The 14970-nt window shown below is 63.4% G+C and carries 12 protein-coding genes; 9 read left to right on the forward strand and 3 right to left on the reverse strand.

The genetic code is table 11. The features are described from left to right. Positions 1-16 precede the first annotated feature (16 nt). From dapC to map, 3 genes are read right to left on the reverse strand one after another with little or no spacing between them, the layout of a single operon-like run. Positions 17-1210 (reverse strand): succinyldiaminopimelate transaminase, encoded by a 1194-nt coding sequence (gene dapC / locus ACVWZ5_RS19955; RefSeq protein ID WP_069016711.1) that lies wholly within the window; start codon positions 1208-1210, stop codon positions 17-19. Positions 1211-1231: 21 nt separating this feature from the next. Next, on the reverse strand, positions 1232-3934 hold the full coding sequence (locus ACVWZ5_RS19960; protein WP_280070495.1) for a [protein-PII] uridylyltransferase: 2703 nt from the start codon (positions 3932-3934) through the stop codon (positions 1232-1234). Positions 3935-3959: 25 nt separating this feature from the next. Next, on the reverse strand, positions 3960-4742 hold the full coding sequence (gene map / locus ACVWZ5_RS19965; protein ID WP_028690679.1) for a type I methionyl aminopeptidase: 783 nt from the start codon (positions 4740-4742) through the stop codon (positions 3960-3962). A 348-nt stretch (positions 4743-5090) separates the two neighbouring features. Between map and rpsB the strand changes: the two genes are divergently transcribed. The 9 genes from rpsB to bamA all read left to right on the forward strand — a co-directional run bounded on the left by rpsB (position 5091) and on the right by bamA (position 14958). After that, positions 5091-5828, forward strand: a complete 738-nt coding sequence (rpsB, locus tag ACVWZ5_RS19970) for a 30S ribosomal protein S2 (RefSeq protein ID WP_028690678.1) — start codon at positions 5091-5093, stop codon at positions 5826-5828. Between the two features lie 185 nt (positions 5829-6013). After that, a complete protein-coding gene (gene tsf / locus ACVWZ5_RS19975; RefSeq protein WP_062574940.1) occupies positions 6014-6877 on the forward strand; it encodes a translation elongation factor Ts in 864 nt (287 codons plus the stop codon). A gap of 177 nt (positions 6878-7054) precedes the next feature. Continuing rightward, positions 7055-7798: a UMP kinase gene (gene pyrH, locus ACVWZ5_RS19980; protein ID WP_028690676.1), complete on the forward strand. Its 744-nt coding sequence runs from the start codon at positions 7055-7057 to the stop codon at positions 7796-7798. Next, a complete protein-coding gene (gene frr, locus ACVWZ5_RS19985) occupies positions 7795-8352 on the forward strand; it encodes a ribosome recycling factor (protein ID WP_062574939.1) in 558 nt (185 codons plus the stop codon). Before pyrH ends, frr begins: the two co-directional genes overlap by 4 nt. Positions 8353-8368: 16 nt before the next feature. Further along, a complete protein-coding gene (gene uppS, locus ACVWZ5_RS19990; RefSeq protein WP_062574938.1) occupies positions 8369-9124 on the forward strand; it encodes a polyprenyl diphosphate synthase in 756 nt (251 codons plus the stop codon). Then, positions 9124-9939 carry a phosphatidate cytidylyltransferase gene (locus tag ACVWZ5_RS19995; RefSeq protein WP_280070496.1) on the forward strand — a complete coding sequence of 272 codons (816 nt, stop codon included), beginning with the start codon at positions 9124-9126 and terminating at the stop codon, positions 9937-9939. The genes uppS and ACVWZ5_RS19995 overlap by 1 nt, the downstream gene beginning before the upstream one ends. Beyond that, the gene (gene ispC, locus ACVWZ5_RS20000) at positions 9936-11126 is read left to right on the forward strand and encodes a 1-deoxy-D-xylulose-5-phosphate reductoisomerase (protein ID WP_062574936.1); all 1191 of its coding nucleotides are present in this window, start codon (positions 9936-9938) and stop codon (positions 11124-11126) included. Before ACVWZ5_RS19995 ends, ispC begins: the two co-directional genes overlap by 4 nt. Positions 11127-11168: 42 nt before the next feature. Continuing rightward, a complete protein-coding gene (gene rseP / locus ACVWZ5_RS20005; RefSeq protein ID WP_084942495.1) occupies positions 11169-12521 on the forward strand; it encodes an RIP metalloprotease RseP in 1353 nt (450 codons plus the stop codon). 76 nt (positions 12522-12597) lie between these two features. Beyond that, entirely contained in the window at positions 12598-14958 is a 2361-nt protein-coding gene (gene bamA, locus ACVWZ5_RS20010) for an outer membrane protein assembly factor BamA (protein WP_028690670.1), read from the forward strand. Positions 14959-14970 lie beyond the last annotated feature (12 nt).

Consider the following 14970-nt stretch of genomic DNA (forward strand, 5'->3'; position numbering starts at 1 on the left):
GGAGGGGCGCCTGCCATCAGCGGCCCAGGAACGCGCGAATCCGCTCGGCCGCCTCGATGCACTCGGCCAGCGGCGCGACCAGGGCCATGCGCACGCGCCCGGCTCCCGGATTGACGCCGTCTACTTCGCGGGACAGGTACGAACCCGGCACCACGGTCACATGCTCGGCCTCGAACAGGTCGCGGGTGAAGTCGGCATCGCTGCCCGGTACCTTGGCCCACAGGTAGAAACTGCCGTCCGGGCGTTGCACATCGAGCACCGGCTGCAGGATGTCGAGCACGGCGTCGTACTTGGCGCGGTACTGGTCGCGGTTTTCGCGCACATGGGCCTCGTCCTGCCAGGCGGCGATGCTGGCCAGCTGGGTCTGCACCGGCATGGCGCAGCCGTGGTAGGTGCGGTACAGCAGGAACGGCTTGATGATTTCGGCGTCGCCGGCGACGAAGCCCGAGCGCAAGCCCGGCAAGTTGGAGCGCTTGGACAGGCTATGGAACACCACGCAGCGCTTGAAGTCATTTCGGCCCAGTGCCGCGCAGGCGCTGAGCAGGCCCGGTGGTGGCGCTTCCTCGTCGAAGTACAGCTCGCTGTAGCACTCGTCGGCGGCGATCACGAAGTCGTGCTCGTCGGCCAGGGCGATCAGCTTTTTCAGGGTGTCCATCGGCACCAGGGCGCCAGTGGGGTTGCCCGGGGAGCACAGGAACAGGATCTGGCAACGTTTCCAGACGTCGGCCGGCACGGCGTCGAAGTCCGGGTTGAAACCGTTGTTTTCCAGGCAGGGCAGGTAGTGCGGGGTGGCGCCGGCCAGCAGGGCCGCGCCTTCGTAGATCTGGTAGAACGGGTTGGGGCTGACCACCAGGCCGTCCGCGGAGCGATCGACCACGGCCTGGGTGAAGGCGAACAGCGCCTCACGGGTGCCGTTGACCGGCAGGATATGGCGGTCGGCGTCCAGCCAGCCGGCCGGCACGCCGAAGCGCCGCTCGCACCACTGGCCGATGGCCTGGCGCAGGGCCGGCAGGCCCAGGGTGCTGGGGTAGACCGCCAGCTTGTCGAGGTTGTCGGCCATGGCCTTGGCGACGAAAGCCGGCGATTCGTGCTTCGGCTCGCCGATCGACAGGGCGATCGGGCGTTTGTCCGCCGCCGGTTTCACGCTCCCCAGCAGGGCACGCAGTTTCTCGAACGGGTAGGGCTGGAGCTGGGTCAGTGCTGGGTTCATTGGCGCAAGGTCTCGTTATCGTCAAAAGGTCATGCGGGTGGGGCTGGCATCGCTGGCCTGGCCGGCCTGCAGCTGCCGGACGATGGCCTCCTGCAGGCGGCTGCACAGCTGCGGGTCGGACAGCGGCTGGTTGTCGGCATCGGTGATGAAGAACACGTCCTCCACGCGCTCGCCTAGGGTGGCGATCTTGGCGTTCTGCAGCGAGATGTCGAACTCCAGGAAGATCCGCCCGATCCGTGCCAGCAGGCCGGGGCGGTCCGGGGCGGTGATCTCGAGGATGGTCACCGGCCGCTGGGCGTCGTTGAGGATGGTCACCTGCGGCGGGAAGTCAAAGTGCTTGAGCTGGCGCGGCACCCGGCGCTGGATGATCGCCGGGTAGTCCTCGGGGGTGCGTAGCGCTTCGGTCAAGCCGTCGCGGATCTGCCTGACCCGCTGCGGATTGTCGCCGATCGAGCCGCCGTCGTTGTCGAGCACAATGTAGGTGTCGAGGGTGAACTGGCTGCTCGAGGTGATGATCCGGGCGTCGTGGATGTTCAGGTTGAGCTGGGCCATGGCGGCCACGGTCACGGCGAAGAAATCGTGCTGGTCGGGGGCATAGATGAAGATCTGCGTGCCGCCCTCGAACTCGCGCTGGGTGGTTTCCTTGATCAGTACCAGCGGCCCGCCGTCGGCCGGCTGCTGGAGGATCGCGTCGCTGTGCCAGGCCACGTCGGCAGCGGTGTGCTTGAGGAAGTAGTCGTCACCCAGTTGCGACCAGAGCTGTTCGACGTCGTCCGGGTCGGTGCCCTCGCGCACCAGGATATCCAGGGCGGCGCTCTGGGTCTGGCGGATCTGCTCCTCGCGGTCCAGCGGGTTCTCCAGGCCCCGGCGCAGGGCGCGCTTGGTCTCGGTGTAGAGCTGGCGCAGCAGGCTCGCCCGCCAGGAGTTCCACAGGCTGGGGTTGGTGGCGTTGATGTCGGCCACGGTCAGCACGTAGAGGTAGTCCAGGCGCGTCTCGTCGCCCACGTGCAAGGCGAAGTCGTTGATCACCTGCGGGTCGGAGAGGTCCTTGCGCTGGGCGGTGGTGGACATCACCAGGTGGTTCTGCACCAGCCAGACGATCAGCCGGCTGTCCCACGCAGGCAGCTGGTGGCGCGCACAGAAGGCCTGGGCATCCACCGCGCCGAGCTCGGAGTGGTCGCCCTGGCGACCCTTGCCGATGTCGTGGTAGAGGCCGGCCAGGTAGATCAGCTCGGGTTTGGGCAGGCGTCCCATGAGCTTGCTGGCCAGCGGGAATTTCTCGGACACCGGGGTGTACTGCAGCTTGCGCAGGTGCTTGATCAGGTTGAGGGTGTGTGCATCGACCGTATAGATGTGGAACAGGTCGTGCTGCATCTGCCCGACGATCAGGCCGAACTCCGGCAGGTAGCGGCCGAGGATACCGTAGCGGTTCATCCGCCGCAGGTTGCGGTGGATGCCGATTTCGCACTTGAACAGCTCGATGAACAGGCTGGTGTTGCGGATATCGTTGCGGAACTTGTCGTCGATCAGGTGGCGATGCTCGCGCAGCAGGCGCACGGTGTCGGCGCGCACGCCCTTGATCTCGGGGTGCTGGGCCATCAGCACGAAGATCTCCAGCATGGCAAAGGGGGTGCGCCGGAAAACATTCGGGTTGACCGCTTCTATATAGCCGTCGTGCAGGCGGAAGCGCGCGTTCAGCGGCTGGGTGGCGCCGCTGTCGTCATCGGCGAGGATCACTTCCTCGAAGTGCTGGATGATCAGGTCGCACAGCTGGCTGATGCTCATTACCACCCGGTAGTACTGCTGCATGAACTGTTCGATGGCGCGCTTGGGGTTTTCGTCGGTGTAGCCCAGCAGCGCGGCGATGCTGCGCTGGTGGTCGAACAGCAGGCGGTCCTCGGCGCGCCCGGCGAGCATGTGCAGGGCATAGCGCACGCGCCAGAGGAAGGCCTGCGACGAAGCCAGCAGTTCGTTCTCGCTTTCCAGCAGGAAATCCTCGCCGGCCAGGGCATGCAGGTTCAGGGTGCCATACTGGCGCCGGGCCACCCAGAGTACCGTCTGAATGTCGCGCAGGCCGCCCGGCCCGCCCTTGACGTTGGGCTCGAGGTTGTACTCGGTGTCGTTGTATTTGTGGTGGCGGGCCTTGAGCTCGGCGCGTTTGGCCAGGAAGAACTCCTTGCTCGGCCACATGTGCGCGGTGCTGGTGGCATCGAGCATGCGTTGGCGCAGCGATTCGGGGCCGGCGATGGTGCGGCTTTCCATCAGGTTGGTGATGACCGTGAGGTCGGCCCGCGCCTGCTCGGCGCATTCGTCGACGGTGCGCACGCTCTGGCCGACTTCCAGGCCGATATCCCACAGCAGCGTGAGGAAGCGTTCGATGGCGTCGCGGTACTGCTCGTGCTCGGCGGCGTCGAGCAGGATCAGCAGGTCGATGTCCGAGAACGGGTGCAACTCGCCGCGGCCATAGCCGCCCACCGCCACCAGGGCGATGCCGTCCGGCGCGCCCCAACTGAACTGGTGCCAGGCCTGTTGCAGGATGTTGTCGACGAACCAGGCGCGGTCCTCGATCAGCCGGCGGATCTCGCGGCCTTCACGGAAACGCTTGTCGAGCACCTCGCCGGCCATGCGGATGGCCTTCTTGAAAGCGGCGATGGGGCTTGCCTTGAGGGCCAGTTCCGCCTGGAACTGGCCGCGGTCGAACAGCTCGGGATCCACCTGGGGCATCGAGTCGCGTTCCTGTTAGTCAGTGTCAGGCCGAGGTGCGCGCAATGGTGTCGTCCTTGCGCAGGGTGAAGATCTCGTAGCCGTTGGCGGTCACCACCAGGGTGTGTTCCCACTGGGCCGAGAGCTTGCGGTCCTTGGTGATGGCGGTCCAGCCGTCGCCCAGCACCTTGGTGTCGGCCTTGCCCTGGTTGATCATCGGCTCGATGGTGAAGGTCATGCCTTCCTTGAGCTCCATGCCAGTGCCGGCGCGGCCGTAATGGAGGATCTGCGGCTCTTCGTGGAACACCTTGCCGATGCCGTGGCCGCAGAACTCGCGAACCACCGAGAAACCGTTCTTCTCGGCGTGCTTCTGGATCACCTCGCCAATGTCGCCAAGACGGCAGCCGGGCTTGACCAGCTCGATGGCCTTGTACAGGCACTCCTGGGTGACCTTGGACAGGCGCTCGGCCCATGGCGCGACGGTGCCGACATGGAACATGCGGCTGGTGTCGCCGTGATAGCCGTCCTTGATCACGGTCACGTCGATGTTGATGGTGTCGCCGTCCTTTAGCGCCTTGTCATTGGGAATGCCGTGGCAGACCACATGGTTGATCGAGGTGCAGATCGACTTGGGGAAACCCTTGTAGTTGAGAGGCGCGGGGATCGCCTGCTGGACGTTGACGATATAGTCGTGGCACAGGCGGTCGAGTTCCTCGGTGGTGACGCCGGGCTTGACGTGCTCCTCGATCATTTCCAGCACTTCGGCGGCCAGGCGGCCAGCGATGCGCATCTTCTCGATGTCTTCTGCGGTCTTGATGGTGACGGTCATGAACAGGCTCTCTACGGCGCCCTGTGAGGCGCGAACAAACGGGAAAGACCGGATTCTACCAGAGCACGGCGGCGATCTGTCGGGAGAGTCCCGTGGATCCGGAGGTCTATTGAGGGCATTCTGGCCGCAAAGCGCGGGGGCTGCAAAAGCCGCTGACGGACGAAGCATGATCCGGGTTCCGTTCGCGCTCGGCCTGTGGTATAAAATGCGCCGCTTTCGGGGGATGTCCTCCGTCAGCTCAAACCCACACACGTGTCGACACGATGGCCTGGGTGCCCGGTTTCCCTGGAAGCACGGGTTGGTCATTGGGATACGTGGAGGCCCAACCCGACTTATCAAGGAACTATCATGTCCCAAGTCAACATGCGCGATATGCTGAAGGCCGGTGTGCACTTCGGCCACCAGACCCGTTACTGGAACCCGAAAATGGGCAAGTACATTTTCGGCGCGCGTAACAAGATCCACATCATCAACCTGGAAAAAACCCTGCCGATGTTCAACGAGGCTCTGTCCTTCGTAGAGCGCCTGGCCCAGGGCAAGAACAAGATCATGTTCGTCGGCACCAAGCGTTCCGCCGGCAAGATCGTCGCCGAGCAAGCTGCTCGTTGCGGTTCGCCATACGTTGACCACCGTTGGTTGGGCGGCATGCTGACCAACTACAAGACCATCCGCGCCTCGATCAAGCGTCTGCGCGACCTGGAAACCCAGGCCGAAGACGGCACTTTCGCCAAGCTGACCAAGAAAGAAGCCCTGATGCGTTCGCGCGATCTGGAAAAGCTGGACCGCAGCCTGGGTGGTATCAAGGACATGGGCGGCCTGCCTGATGCCCTGTTCGTGATCGACGTCGACCACGAGCGCATTGCCATCACCGAAGCCAACAAGCTGGGCATCCCGGTCATCGGCGTTGTCGATACCAATAGCAGCCCGGAAGGTGTTGACTACATCATCCCAGGTAACGATGACGCCATCCGCGCCATCGAGCTGTACATGACTTCGATGGCTGACGCCGTCATCCGCGGCCGCAACAACGTTGCCGGCGGCACTGAAGTCTACGCTGAAGAAGCGGCTGCACCTGCTGCCGAGTAATTGACGCCTGGCGTCGACTTGGCACGCAAAAAGGGGGCTTGGCCCCCTTTTTGCCACCTTGAAATCCTGCTGTCAGCAACGGCCCCGCATCATGGGCGAGCTGATATAAAGGCAGCGATTTGCAGAATTTAACGCCCGTGACGAGCGGGTGGAATGGTTGAAAAACTTTCCAAGAGGATTTTGAAATGGCAGCAATTACTGCGGCGCTGGTCAAAGAACTGCGCGAGCGTACCGGCGAAGGCATGATGGATTGCAAGAAGGCCCTGGAAAAGGCCGGCGGCGACATCGAAAAAGCCATTGACGACATGCGTGCCTCGGGCGCCATCAAGGCCGCCAAAAAGGCTGGCAACGTCGCTGCTGAAGGCGCTATCGCGGTCAAGACCGACGGTAAATCCGCCGTTCTGCTGGAGGTGAACTCGCAGACCGACTTCCTGGCCCTGCAGGACGACTTCAAGAACTTCGTTGCCGAAAGCCTCGAAGAAGCCTTCGCCCAGAAGCTGACCGACGCCGCTCCGCTGATCGCCTCGCGTGAAGCCGCCCGTGAAGCCCTGGTTGCCAAGTGCGGCGAGAACGTCAACATCCGTCGCCTGGTGCGCGTTGAGGGTGACGTTGTCGGTGCCTACCTGCACGGCAACAAGATCGGTGCCGTTGTTGTCCTGAAAGGCGGCGACGTCGATCTGGCCAAGAACATCGCCATGCACGTTGCAGCCTCGAACCCAGAGTTCCTGGATGCGTCGGAAATCTCCGACGAGATCATCGAGCGCGAGAAGAACGTCTTCCTGCAGTTGAACGCCGACAAGATCGCCGGCAAGCCGGAAAACATCGTTGAGAACATGATCAGCGGTCGTATCAACAAGTTCAAGGCCGAAGCCTCGCTGAAAGAGCAAGCCTTCGTCATGAATCCGGAAGTCAAGGTTGGCGATCTGGCCAAGAACGCCGGCGCTAAAATCGTTTCCTTCACCTACTTCAAGGTCGGCGAAGGCATCGAGAAGCCGGTTGACGACTTCGCTGCCGAAGTTGCCGCCCAGGTAGCTGCCGCCAAGCAGTAAGACGGATTCGTCTGTCGCCCCGAAGAGGCTGCCCGCTTACGCGCGCAGCCTCTTTGTCAAAGCGGGAGCGGTTCACGAGACCGTTGCTCGCTGGCGCATCAAGTGCGTCACGCTAGAGTTACGCGCAGGCTGAAACAGCCCGCCAGATTTTTACAAACGCCGCAGGAGAGATTCGCAATGGCTCAGCAGGGCAGTGGTCATCAGGCTCGCTATAAACGCATTCTACTCAAACTTAGCGGCGAGGCCCTGATGGGCTCGGAAGAGTTCGGGATCGACCCCAAGGTCCTGGATCGCATGGCGCTGGAAGTCGGCCAGCTGGTCGGCATCGGCGTTCAGGTCGGCCTGGTGATCGGTGGCGGCAACCTGTTCCGTGGCGCGGCGCTCAGTGCGGCCGGCATGGATCGCGTTACCGGCGACCACATGGGCATGCTGGCCACCGTGATGAACGGTCTGGCCATGCGCGACGCGCTGGAGCGGGCGAACATCACCGCCATCGTCATGTCGGCTATCTCCATGGTGGGTGTGACCGATCACTACGATCGTCGCAAGGCCATGCGCCACCTGAATTCCAAGGAAGTCGTAATCTTCGCTGCCGGTACCGGCAACCCGTTCTTCACCACCGACTCCGCCGCTTGCCTGCGCGCCATCGAAATCGATGCCGACGTGGTATTGAAGGCAACCAAGGTCGATGGTGTATACACTGCAGATCCATTCAAGGACCCGCATGCCGAGAAGTTCGATCATCTGTCCTACGATGAAGTGCTGGATCGCAAGCTGGGCGTAATGGACCTGACGGCAATCTGCCTTTGCCGCGATCACAAGATGCCGCTGCGCGTCTTCAACATGAACAAGCCCGGCGCCCTGCTCAACATTGTGCATGGTGGTGCGGAAGGAACTCTGATCGAGGAAGTTCAAAAATGATCAACGAAATCAAGAAAGACGCCCAGGCGCGCATGCAAAAGTCGCTGGAGTCGCTGATCCACGCATTTGGCCAGATCCGCACCGGCAAGGCGCATCCGAGCGTCCTGGGCAGCGTGATGGTGCCTTACTATGGCTCCGACACCCCGCTGACCAGTGTCGCCAACGTGACCGTCAAGGACAACCAGACCCTGCAAGTCGTGCCTTTCGAGCGCAACATGCTGGGCGCCATCGACAAGGCCATCGGCAGCGCCGGCTTGAATCTCAATCCGACCAACCTGGGCGAGTTGCTGCTGGTCAATATGCCTCCGCTAACCGAAGAAACCCGAAAGGGCTTCACCAAGCAGGCTCGCGCCGCGGCCGAAGATGCGCGCGTTGCCGTGCGCAACATCCGTCGTGACGCCATGGGTGATCTGAAGAAGCTGTCCAAGGACAAGGAAATCAGTGAAGACGAAGAGCGTCGTGCCAGTGCCGACATCGACAAGCTGATCAAGGATTTCGAGGCGCAGATCGCCAAGGCCACCGAAGCAAAAGAAAAGGACCTGATGGCCATCTAAGGGTCAGGACGCCTTCATGGAAAAGACCAAGCAGACTGTGCCCTCCGTGGTGCCGCGTCACGTGGCGATCATCATGGATGGGAATAATCGCTGGGCGAAGAAACGCTTCATGCCCGGCGCTGCCGGGCATAAAGCGGGTGTCGATGCGGTGCGCGCCGTGATCGAAGTGTGCGCCGAGGCGAAGGTCGAAGTGCTCACGCTTTTTGCGTTCTCCAGTGAGAACTGGCAGCGACCGGCGGACGAAGTCAGTGCCCTGATGGAGCTGTTCTTCAAGGCGCTGCGCCGCGAGGCCTCGCGCCTTAACGACAACAACATCAGCCTGCGCATCATTGGCGACCGCTCGCGCTTCCATCCTGAGCTTCAGGCGGCGATGCGCGAGGCCGAGGCCGCGACCGCAGGCAGCAACCGTTTCATCCTGCAGATCGCCGCCAACTACGGCGGCCAGTGGGATATCGCCCAGGCTGCCCAGCGCCTGGCGCGTGAGGTTCAGGCCGGTCATCTGCGGCCGGACGACATCACACCGGAGTTGTTGCAGACCTGCCTTGCCACCGGCGACCTGCCGTTGCCCGACCTGTGCATCCGCACCGGCGGCGAGCACCGTATCAGCAACTTCCTGCTGTGGCAGCTGGCCTACGCCGAGCTGTACTTCTCCGACCTCTATTGGCCGGACTTCAAACACGAGGCCATGCGCAACGCGCTGGCCGATTTCGCTTCGCGCCAGCGCCGCTTCGGTAAGACCAGCGAGCAGGTCGAAGCCGGAGCCCGTGCTTAATGCTTAAACAACGCATCATTACCGCGCTGATCCTGCTGCCGATCGCGTTGGGTGGTTTCTTCCTGCTCAACGGTGGAGATTTCGCCCTGTTCATCGGCTTCGTGGTGACGCTCGGTGCCTGGGAGTGGGCGCGCCTGGCCGGCCTGGTCGCGCAGCCGCTGCGCATCGCCTACGCCGCGGTGGTGGCGGGCGGCCTGATGTTGCTCTACCTGATGCCCGACCTTGCGCCCTGGGTGCTGGGCGCCTCGGTGATCTGGTGGGCCCTGGCCACCTGGCTGGTGCTGACCTACCCGCGCAGCGGCGAGCTGTGGAGCAGCGCCGCCTGTCGCCTGCTGATTGGCCTGTTGGTGCTGCTGCCTGCCTGGCAGGGCCTGGTACTGCTCAAGCACTGGCCGTTGGGCAACTGGCTGATCCTGTCGGTGATGGTGCTGGTCTGGGCTGCCGATATCGGCGCGTACTTCTCCGGTCGGGCCTTCGGCAAGCGCAAGCTGGCGCCGCAGGTCAGTCCGGGCAAGAGCTGGGAGGGCGTCTATGGCGGCCTCGCGGTCAGCCTGCTGATCACCCTGGTCGTGGGTTTCTCCCGCGACTGGAGTATCGGCCAGGTGCTGCTGGGCCTGCTGGGGGCTGTCGTTGTAGTGATGTCCTCGGTGGTCGGCGACCTGACCGAAAGCATGTTCAAGCGCCGTGAAGGCATCAAGGACAGCAGCAACCTGCTGCCGGGTCATGGCGGCGTGCTCGATCGCATCGACAGCCTGACCGCGGCGATTCCGATGTTTGCCGTGCTGCTGTGGGCGGCTGAGTGGGGTGTGATGTGAGTGCCGTGCAACGCATAACCGTGCTGGGGGCCACTGGCTCCATCGGCCTTAGCACGCTGGACGTCATTGCCCGGCACCCTGATCGTTACCAGGTGTTCGCCCTGAGCGGCTATTCACGCATCGATGAGCTGCTCGCCCTGTGCGAGCGTCATCGGCCGGCGTTCGCCGTGGTGCCGAGCGCCGAGGCGGCCACGCGCTTGCGTCAGGGGCTGGGCGCGGCGGGCTGCGCCACCGAGGTGCTCGAGGGTGAGGCCGGATTGTGCCAGGTGGCCGCTGCGTCAGAGGTGGACACCGTGATGGCGGCCATCGTCGGCGCCGCCGGCCTGCGCCCGACCCTGGCTGCGGTCGAGGCGGGCAAGAAGGTGCTGCTGGCCAACAAGGAGGCCCTGGTGATGTCCGGGGCCTTGTTCATGGATGCAGTGCATCGCAGTGGTTCGGTGTTGCTGCCGATCGACAGCGAGCACAACGCGATCTTCCAGTGCATGCCCGGCGATTACGCCCGTGGCCTGGGCGCTGTCGGCGTGCGCCGGATCCTGCTGACCGCCTCCGGTGGGCCGTTCCGCGAAACCCCTGCTGAAGCATTGCTGGATGTAACGCCGGAGCAGGCCTGCGCGCACCCGAACTGGTCCATGGGTCGCAAGATCTCGGTCGACTCGGCCAGCATGTTGAACAAAGGCCTGGAACTGATCGAGGCCTGCTGGCTGTTCGATGCCAGGCCGTCCCAGATTGAAGTGGTGGTGCACCCGCAAAGCGTCATTCACTCGCTGGTGGATTACGTCGATGGCTCGGTGCTTGCCCAACTGGGCAACCCGGACATGCGCACGCCGATCTCCAACGCCCTGGCCTGGCCGGAGCGTATCGATTCGGGCGTCGCGCCGCTGGACCTGTTCGCCATCGCCCGTCTGGATTTCCAGGCGCCCGACGAACAGCGCTTCCCATGCCTGCGCCTGGCGCGTCAGGCTGCCGAGGCGGGCAACAGTGCGCCGGCGGTGCTCAACGCCGCCAACGAAGTGGCCGTCGAGGCGTTTCTCCAGCGGCGTATCCGCTTCCCGGAGATCGCGGGTATGATCGAACAGGTGCTCGGCCAGGAGCCCGTGGTGGCATTGCCCACCCTCGAGGCGGTGTTCGCCGCCGACCAGCGTGCCCGGGAGCTGTCCCGGGAGTGGCTGCGACGCCACGGCCGCTGAAGCCTGCGGCCGACTCCGCCGAATGTCACCCGGAGATTGGACATGACTGCGCTCTACATGATTGTCGGCACCCTGATTGCACTGGGTGTGCTGGTTACCTTCCACGAGTTCGGCCACTTCTGGGTGGCGCGGCGTTGCGGGGTCAAGGTCCTGCGTTTCTCGGTGGGTTTCGGCACGCCGCTGGTGCGCTGGCATGATCGCCACGGCACCGAGTTCGTCGTCGCCGCTATTCCATTGGGCGGTTACGTGAAGATGCTCGACGAGCGCGAGGGCGAGGTTCCTCCGGCGCTGGTCGAGCAGTCGTTCAATCGCAAATCGGTTCGCCAGCGCATCGCCATCGTGGCCGCAGGCCCCATCGCCAACTTCCTGCTGGCCATCCTGTTCTTCTGGGTGGTGGCCATGCTCGGTTCGCAGCAGGTGCGTCCGGTCATCGGCGGCGTCGAGGCTGGCAGCCTGGCGGCCAGCGCCGGTCTGAGCGTTGGCCAGGAAATCGTTTCCATCGATGGCGAACCGACCAATGGCTGGTCGGCGGTCAATCTGCAACTGGTGCGCCGTCTAGGCGAGACCGGCACGTTGCGGGTCGGGGTGCTCGATGAGGGCGCGACGGCCGAGCGCCAATTGAATGTTTCCCTGAATCAATGGCTCAAGGGCGTCGATGAACCCGAGCCGATCCAGTCCCTTGGCCTGCGTCCCTGGCGTCCGGCGATGGTGCCGGTGCTGGCAGAGATCGATCCGAAAGGGCCGGCCGCCGCGGCCGGGCTCAAGACCGGAGACAAGCTGTTGGCGCTCGACGGTGTCGAGCTGGCCGACTGGCGGCAGGTGGTCGACACGGTTCGCGCCCGTCCCGAGAAAGCGGTCAGCCTGCGCGTCGAGCGCGACGGCGCACCGTTCGAGGTTGCCGTCACCCTGGCGCGCAAGGGCGAGGGCCAGGCGTCCGGCGGATACCTCGGGGCTGGGGTCAAGGCCGCCGAATGGCCGGCGAAGATGCTCCGCGAAGTCAGCTATGGGCCGCTGGAGGCGGTGGGCGAGGGACTTTCCCGCACCTGGAACATGAGCGTCCTTACCCTCGAATCGCTGAAGAAAATGCTGTTCGGGGAGCTCTCGGTAAAAAACTTGAGCGGACCGATAACCATTGCTAAAGTGGCGGGCGCTTCAGCCCAGTCGGGCGTTGGGGATTTCCTGAATTTCCTGGCCTACCTGAGCATAAGCCTGGGGGTTCTGAACCTGCTGCCCATCCCGGTACTGGATGGGGGGCATTTGCTGTTCTACCTGATCGAGTGGGCGCGCGGTCGTCCGCTCTCGGATCGGGTGCAAGGTTGGGGGGTCCAGATCGGTATCAGTTTGGTCGTCGGGGTGATGTTGCTCGCCCTGATCAACGATCTGGGTCGACTATAAAAGCTTCGCTCAATCGCGAAAACCTGCCGCCTTGTCGCGGCAGGTTGTTTATTGCCAGTTGGAATAAAAGGACTTCATGAAACGTCTGCTGCTAACTGCGGTGCTCTCCGCACTGATGATCGCTGAAGTTCACGCCGAGTCCTTCACCATCTCCGATATTCGTGTCAACGGCCTGCAGCGGGTGTCCGCCGGCAGCGTGTTCGGCGCGTTGCCGCTGAACGTCGGTGACCAGGTCGACGACCGCCGCCTGGTCGAATCGACCCGCTCGCTGTTCAAGACCGGCTTCTTCCAGGACATCCAGCTGAACCGCGACGGCAATGTCCTGATCATCAACGTGGTCGAGCGCCCCTCGGTGTCGAGCATCGAGATCGAAGGCAACAAGGCGATCAGCACCGAAGACCTGATGAAGGGCCTGAAACAGTCGGGCCTGGCCGAAGGCGAAATCTTCCAGCGCGCGACGCTGGAAGGCGTGCGTAACGAACTGCAGCGCCAGTACGTGGCCCAGGGCCGCTACTCCGCCGAGGTCGACGCCGAGGTCGTGCCGCAGCCGCGCAACCGCGTCGGCCTGAAGATCAAGATCAACGAAGGCACCGTGGCCGCGATCCAGCACATCAACGTGGTGGGTAATACGGTCTTCGACGACGAGACCCTCGGCCAGCTGTTCGAGCTCAAGACCACCAACTGGCTGTCGTTCTTCAAGAACGACGACAAGTACGCCCGGGAAAAGCTCTCCGGTGACCTGGAGCGCCTGCGTTCCTACTACCTGGACCGCGGCTACATCAACATGGATATCGCGTCCACCCAGGTGTCGATCACCCCGGACAAGAAACACGTCTACATCACCGTCAACATCAACGAGGGCGAGAAGTACACCGTCCGCGACGTGAAGCTGTCCGGTGACTTGAAAGTGCCGGAAGACCAGGTCAAGTCGCTGCTGCTGGTGCAGCCGGGCCAGGTGTTCTCGCGCAAGGTGATGACCACCACCTCCGACCTCATCACCCGTCGTCTGGGCAACGAAGGCTACACCTTCGCCAACGTCAACGGCGTGCCACAGCCGAACGACCAGGATCACACCGTCGACATCATGTTCGTCGTCGATCCGGGCAAGCGTGCCTACGTCAACCGCATCAACTATCGCGGCAACACCAAGACCGAAGACGAAGTGTTGCGCCGCGAAATGCGTCAGATGGAAGGTGGCTGGGCTTCGACCTACCTGATCGACCAGTCCAAGACCCGCCTCGAGCGCCTGGGCTTCTTCAAGGAAGTCAACGTCGAGACGCCGCCGGTACCGGGTACCGACGACCAGGTCGACGTCAACTACAGCGTCGAAGAGCAGGCCTCCGGCTCGATCACCGCCAGCGTCGGTTTCGCCCAGAGCGCCGGCCTTATCCTGGGCGGTTCGATCAGCCAGAACAACTTCCTCGGTACCGGTAACAAGGTCTCCATCGGCCTGACCCGCTCCGAGTACCAGACCCGCTACAACTTCGGTTATGTCGATCCCTACTTCACCGCCGATGGCGTGAGCCTGGGCTACAACGCCTTCTACCGCAGCACCGACTACGACGACCTCGACGTCGACGTGGCCAGCTATGCGGTGGACAGCCTCGGTGCCGGTGTCAGCCTCGGCTACCCGATCAGCGAGACCTCGCGCCTGACCTACGGCCTGACCGTGCAGCAGGACAAGATCAAGACCGGCCGTTACACCGTCGACGAGATCTTCAAGTTCCTCCAGGACGAAGGCGACAACTTCCTGAACTTCAAGGCCTCGATCGGCTGGTCCGAGTCGACCCTGAACAAAGGCGTGCTGGCTACCCGTGGTCACTCCCAGAGCCTGACGCTGGAAACCACCGTGCCGGGCAGCGACCTGTCGTTCTACAAGCTCGACTACCGTGGCCAGCTGTTCAAGCCGATCAACAACGACTACACCCTGCGCCTGCACACCGAACTGGGCTATGGTGATGGTTTCGGTTCGACCTCCGGCCTGCCGTTCTATGAAAACTACTACGCGGGCGGCTTCAACTCCGTACGCGGCTTCAAGGACAGCACCCTGGGCCCACGCAGCACACCGAGCCGTGGCGCTGCGGTAACCGGCAACCAGGGCACCATCGCCGACCCGGACCAGGATCCGCTGCCGTTCGGTGGTAACGTCCTCGTCCAGGGTGGCGTGGAGCTGCTGTTCCCGCTGCCGTTCGTCAAGGATCAGCGTTCGCTGCGCACGTCCGTGTTCTGGGATGTGGGTAACGTGTTCGACACCAACTGCGGCTCGAAGCCCGATTGCACCAAGGTCGGCTTCTCGGACATGGCCAGCTCGGTCGGTCTGGGCGTGACCTGGATCACCGCGCTGGGCCCGCTGAGCTTCAGCCTGGCGATGCCGATCAAGAAACCGGACGACGCCGACACGCAAGTGTTCCAATTCTCTCTGGGCCAGACCTTCTGAGGTCGGCCCTTG

Source organism: Pseudomonas sp. TE6283 (assembly GCF_054060555.1).

Coding starts and splice junctions, on each gene's coding strand:
- rseP (WP_084942495.1), top strand. CDS start 11,169: ATGACTGCGCTCTACATGATTGTCGGCACCCTGATTGCACTGGGTGTG.
- uppS (WP_062574938.1), top strand. CDS start 8,369: ATGGAAAAGACCAAGCAGACTGTGCCCTCCGTGGTGCCGCGTCACGTG.
- rpsB (WP_028690678.1), top strand. CDS start 5,091: ATGTCCCAAGTCAACATGCGCGATATGCTGAAGGCCGGTGTGCACTTC.
- ACVWZ5_RS19995 (WP_280070496.1), top strand. CDS start 9,124: ATGCTTAAACAACGCATCATTACCGCGCTGATCCTGCTGCCGATCGCG.
- map (WP_028690679.1), bottom strand. CDS start 4,742: ATGACCGTCACCATCAAGACCGCAGAAGACATCGAGAAGATGCGCATC.
- pyrH (WP_028690676.1), top strand. CDS start 7,055: ATGGCTCAGCAGGGCAGTGGTCATCAGGCTCGCTATAAACGCATTCTA.
- frr (WP_062574939.1), top strand. CDS start 7,795: ATGATCAACGAAATCAAGAAAGACGCCCAGGCGCGCATGCAAAAGTCG.
- tsf (WP_062574940.1), top strand. CDS start 6,014: ATGGCAGCAATTACTGCGGCGCTGGTCAAAGAACTGCGCGAGCGTACC.
- bamA (WP_028690670.1), top strand. CDS start 12,598: ATGAAACGTCTGCTGCTAACTGCGGTGCTCTCCGCACTGATGATCGCT.
- ACVWZ5_RS19960 (WP_280070495.1), bottom strand. CDS start 3,934: ATGCCCCAGGTGGATCCCGAGCTGTTCGACCGCGGCCAGTTCCAGGCG.
- dapC (WP_069016711.1), bottom strand. CDS start 1,210: ATGAACCCAGCACTGACCCAGCTCCAGCCCTACCCGTTCGAGAAACTG.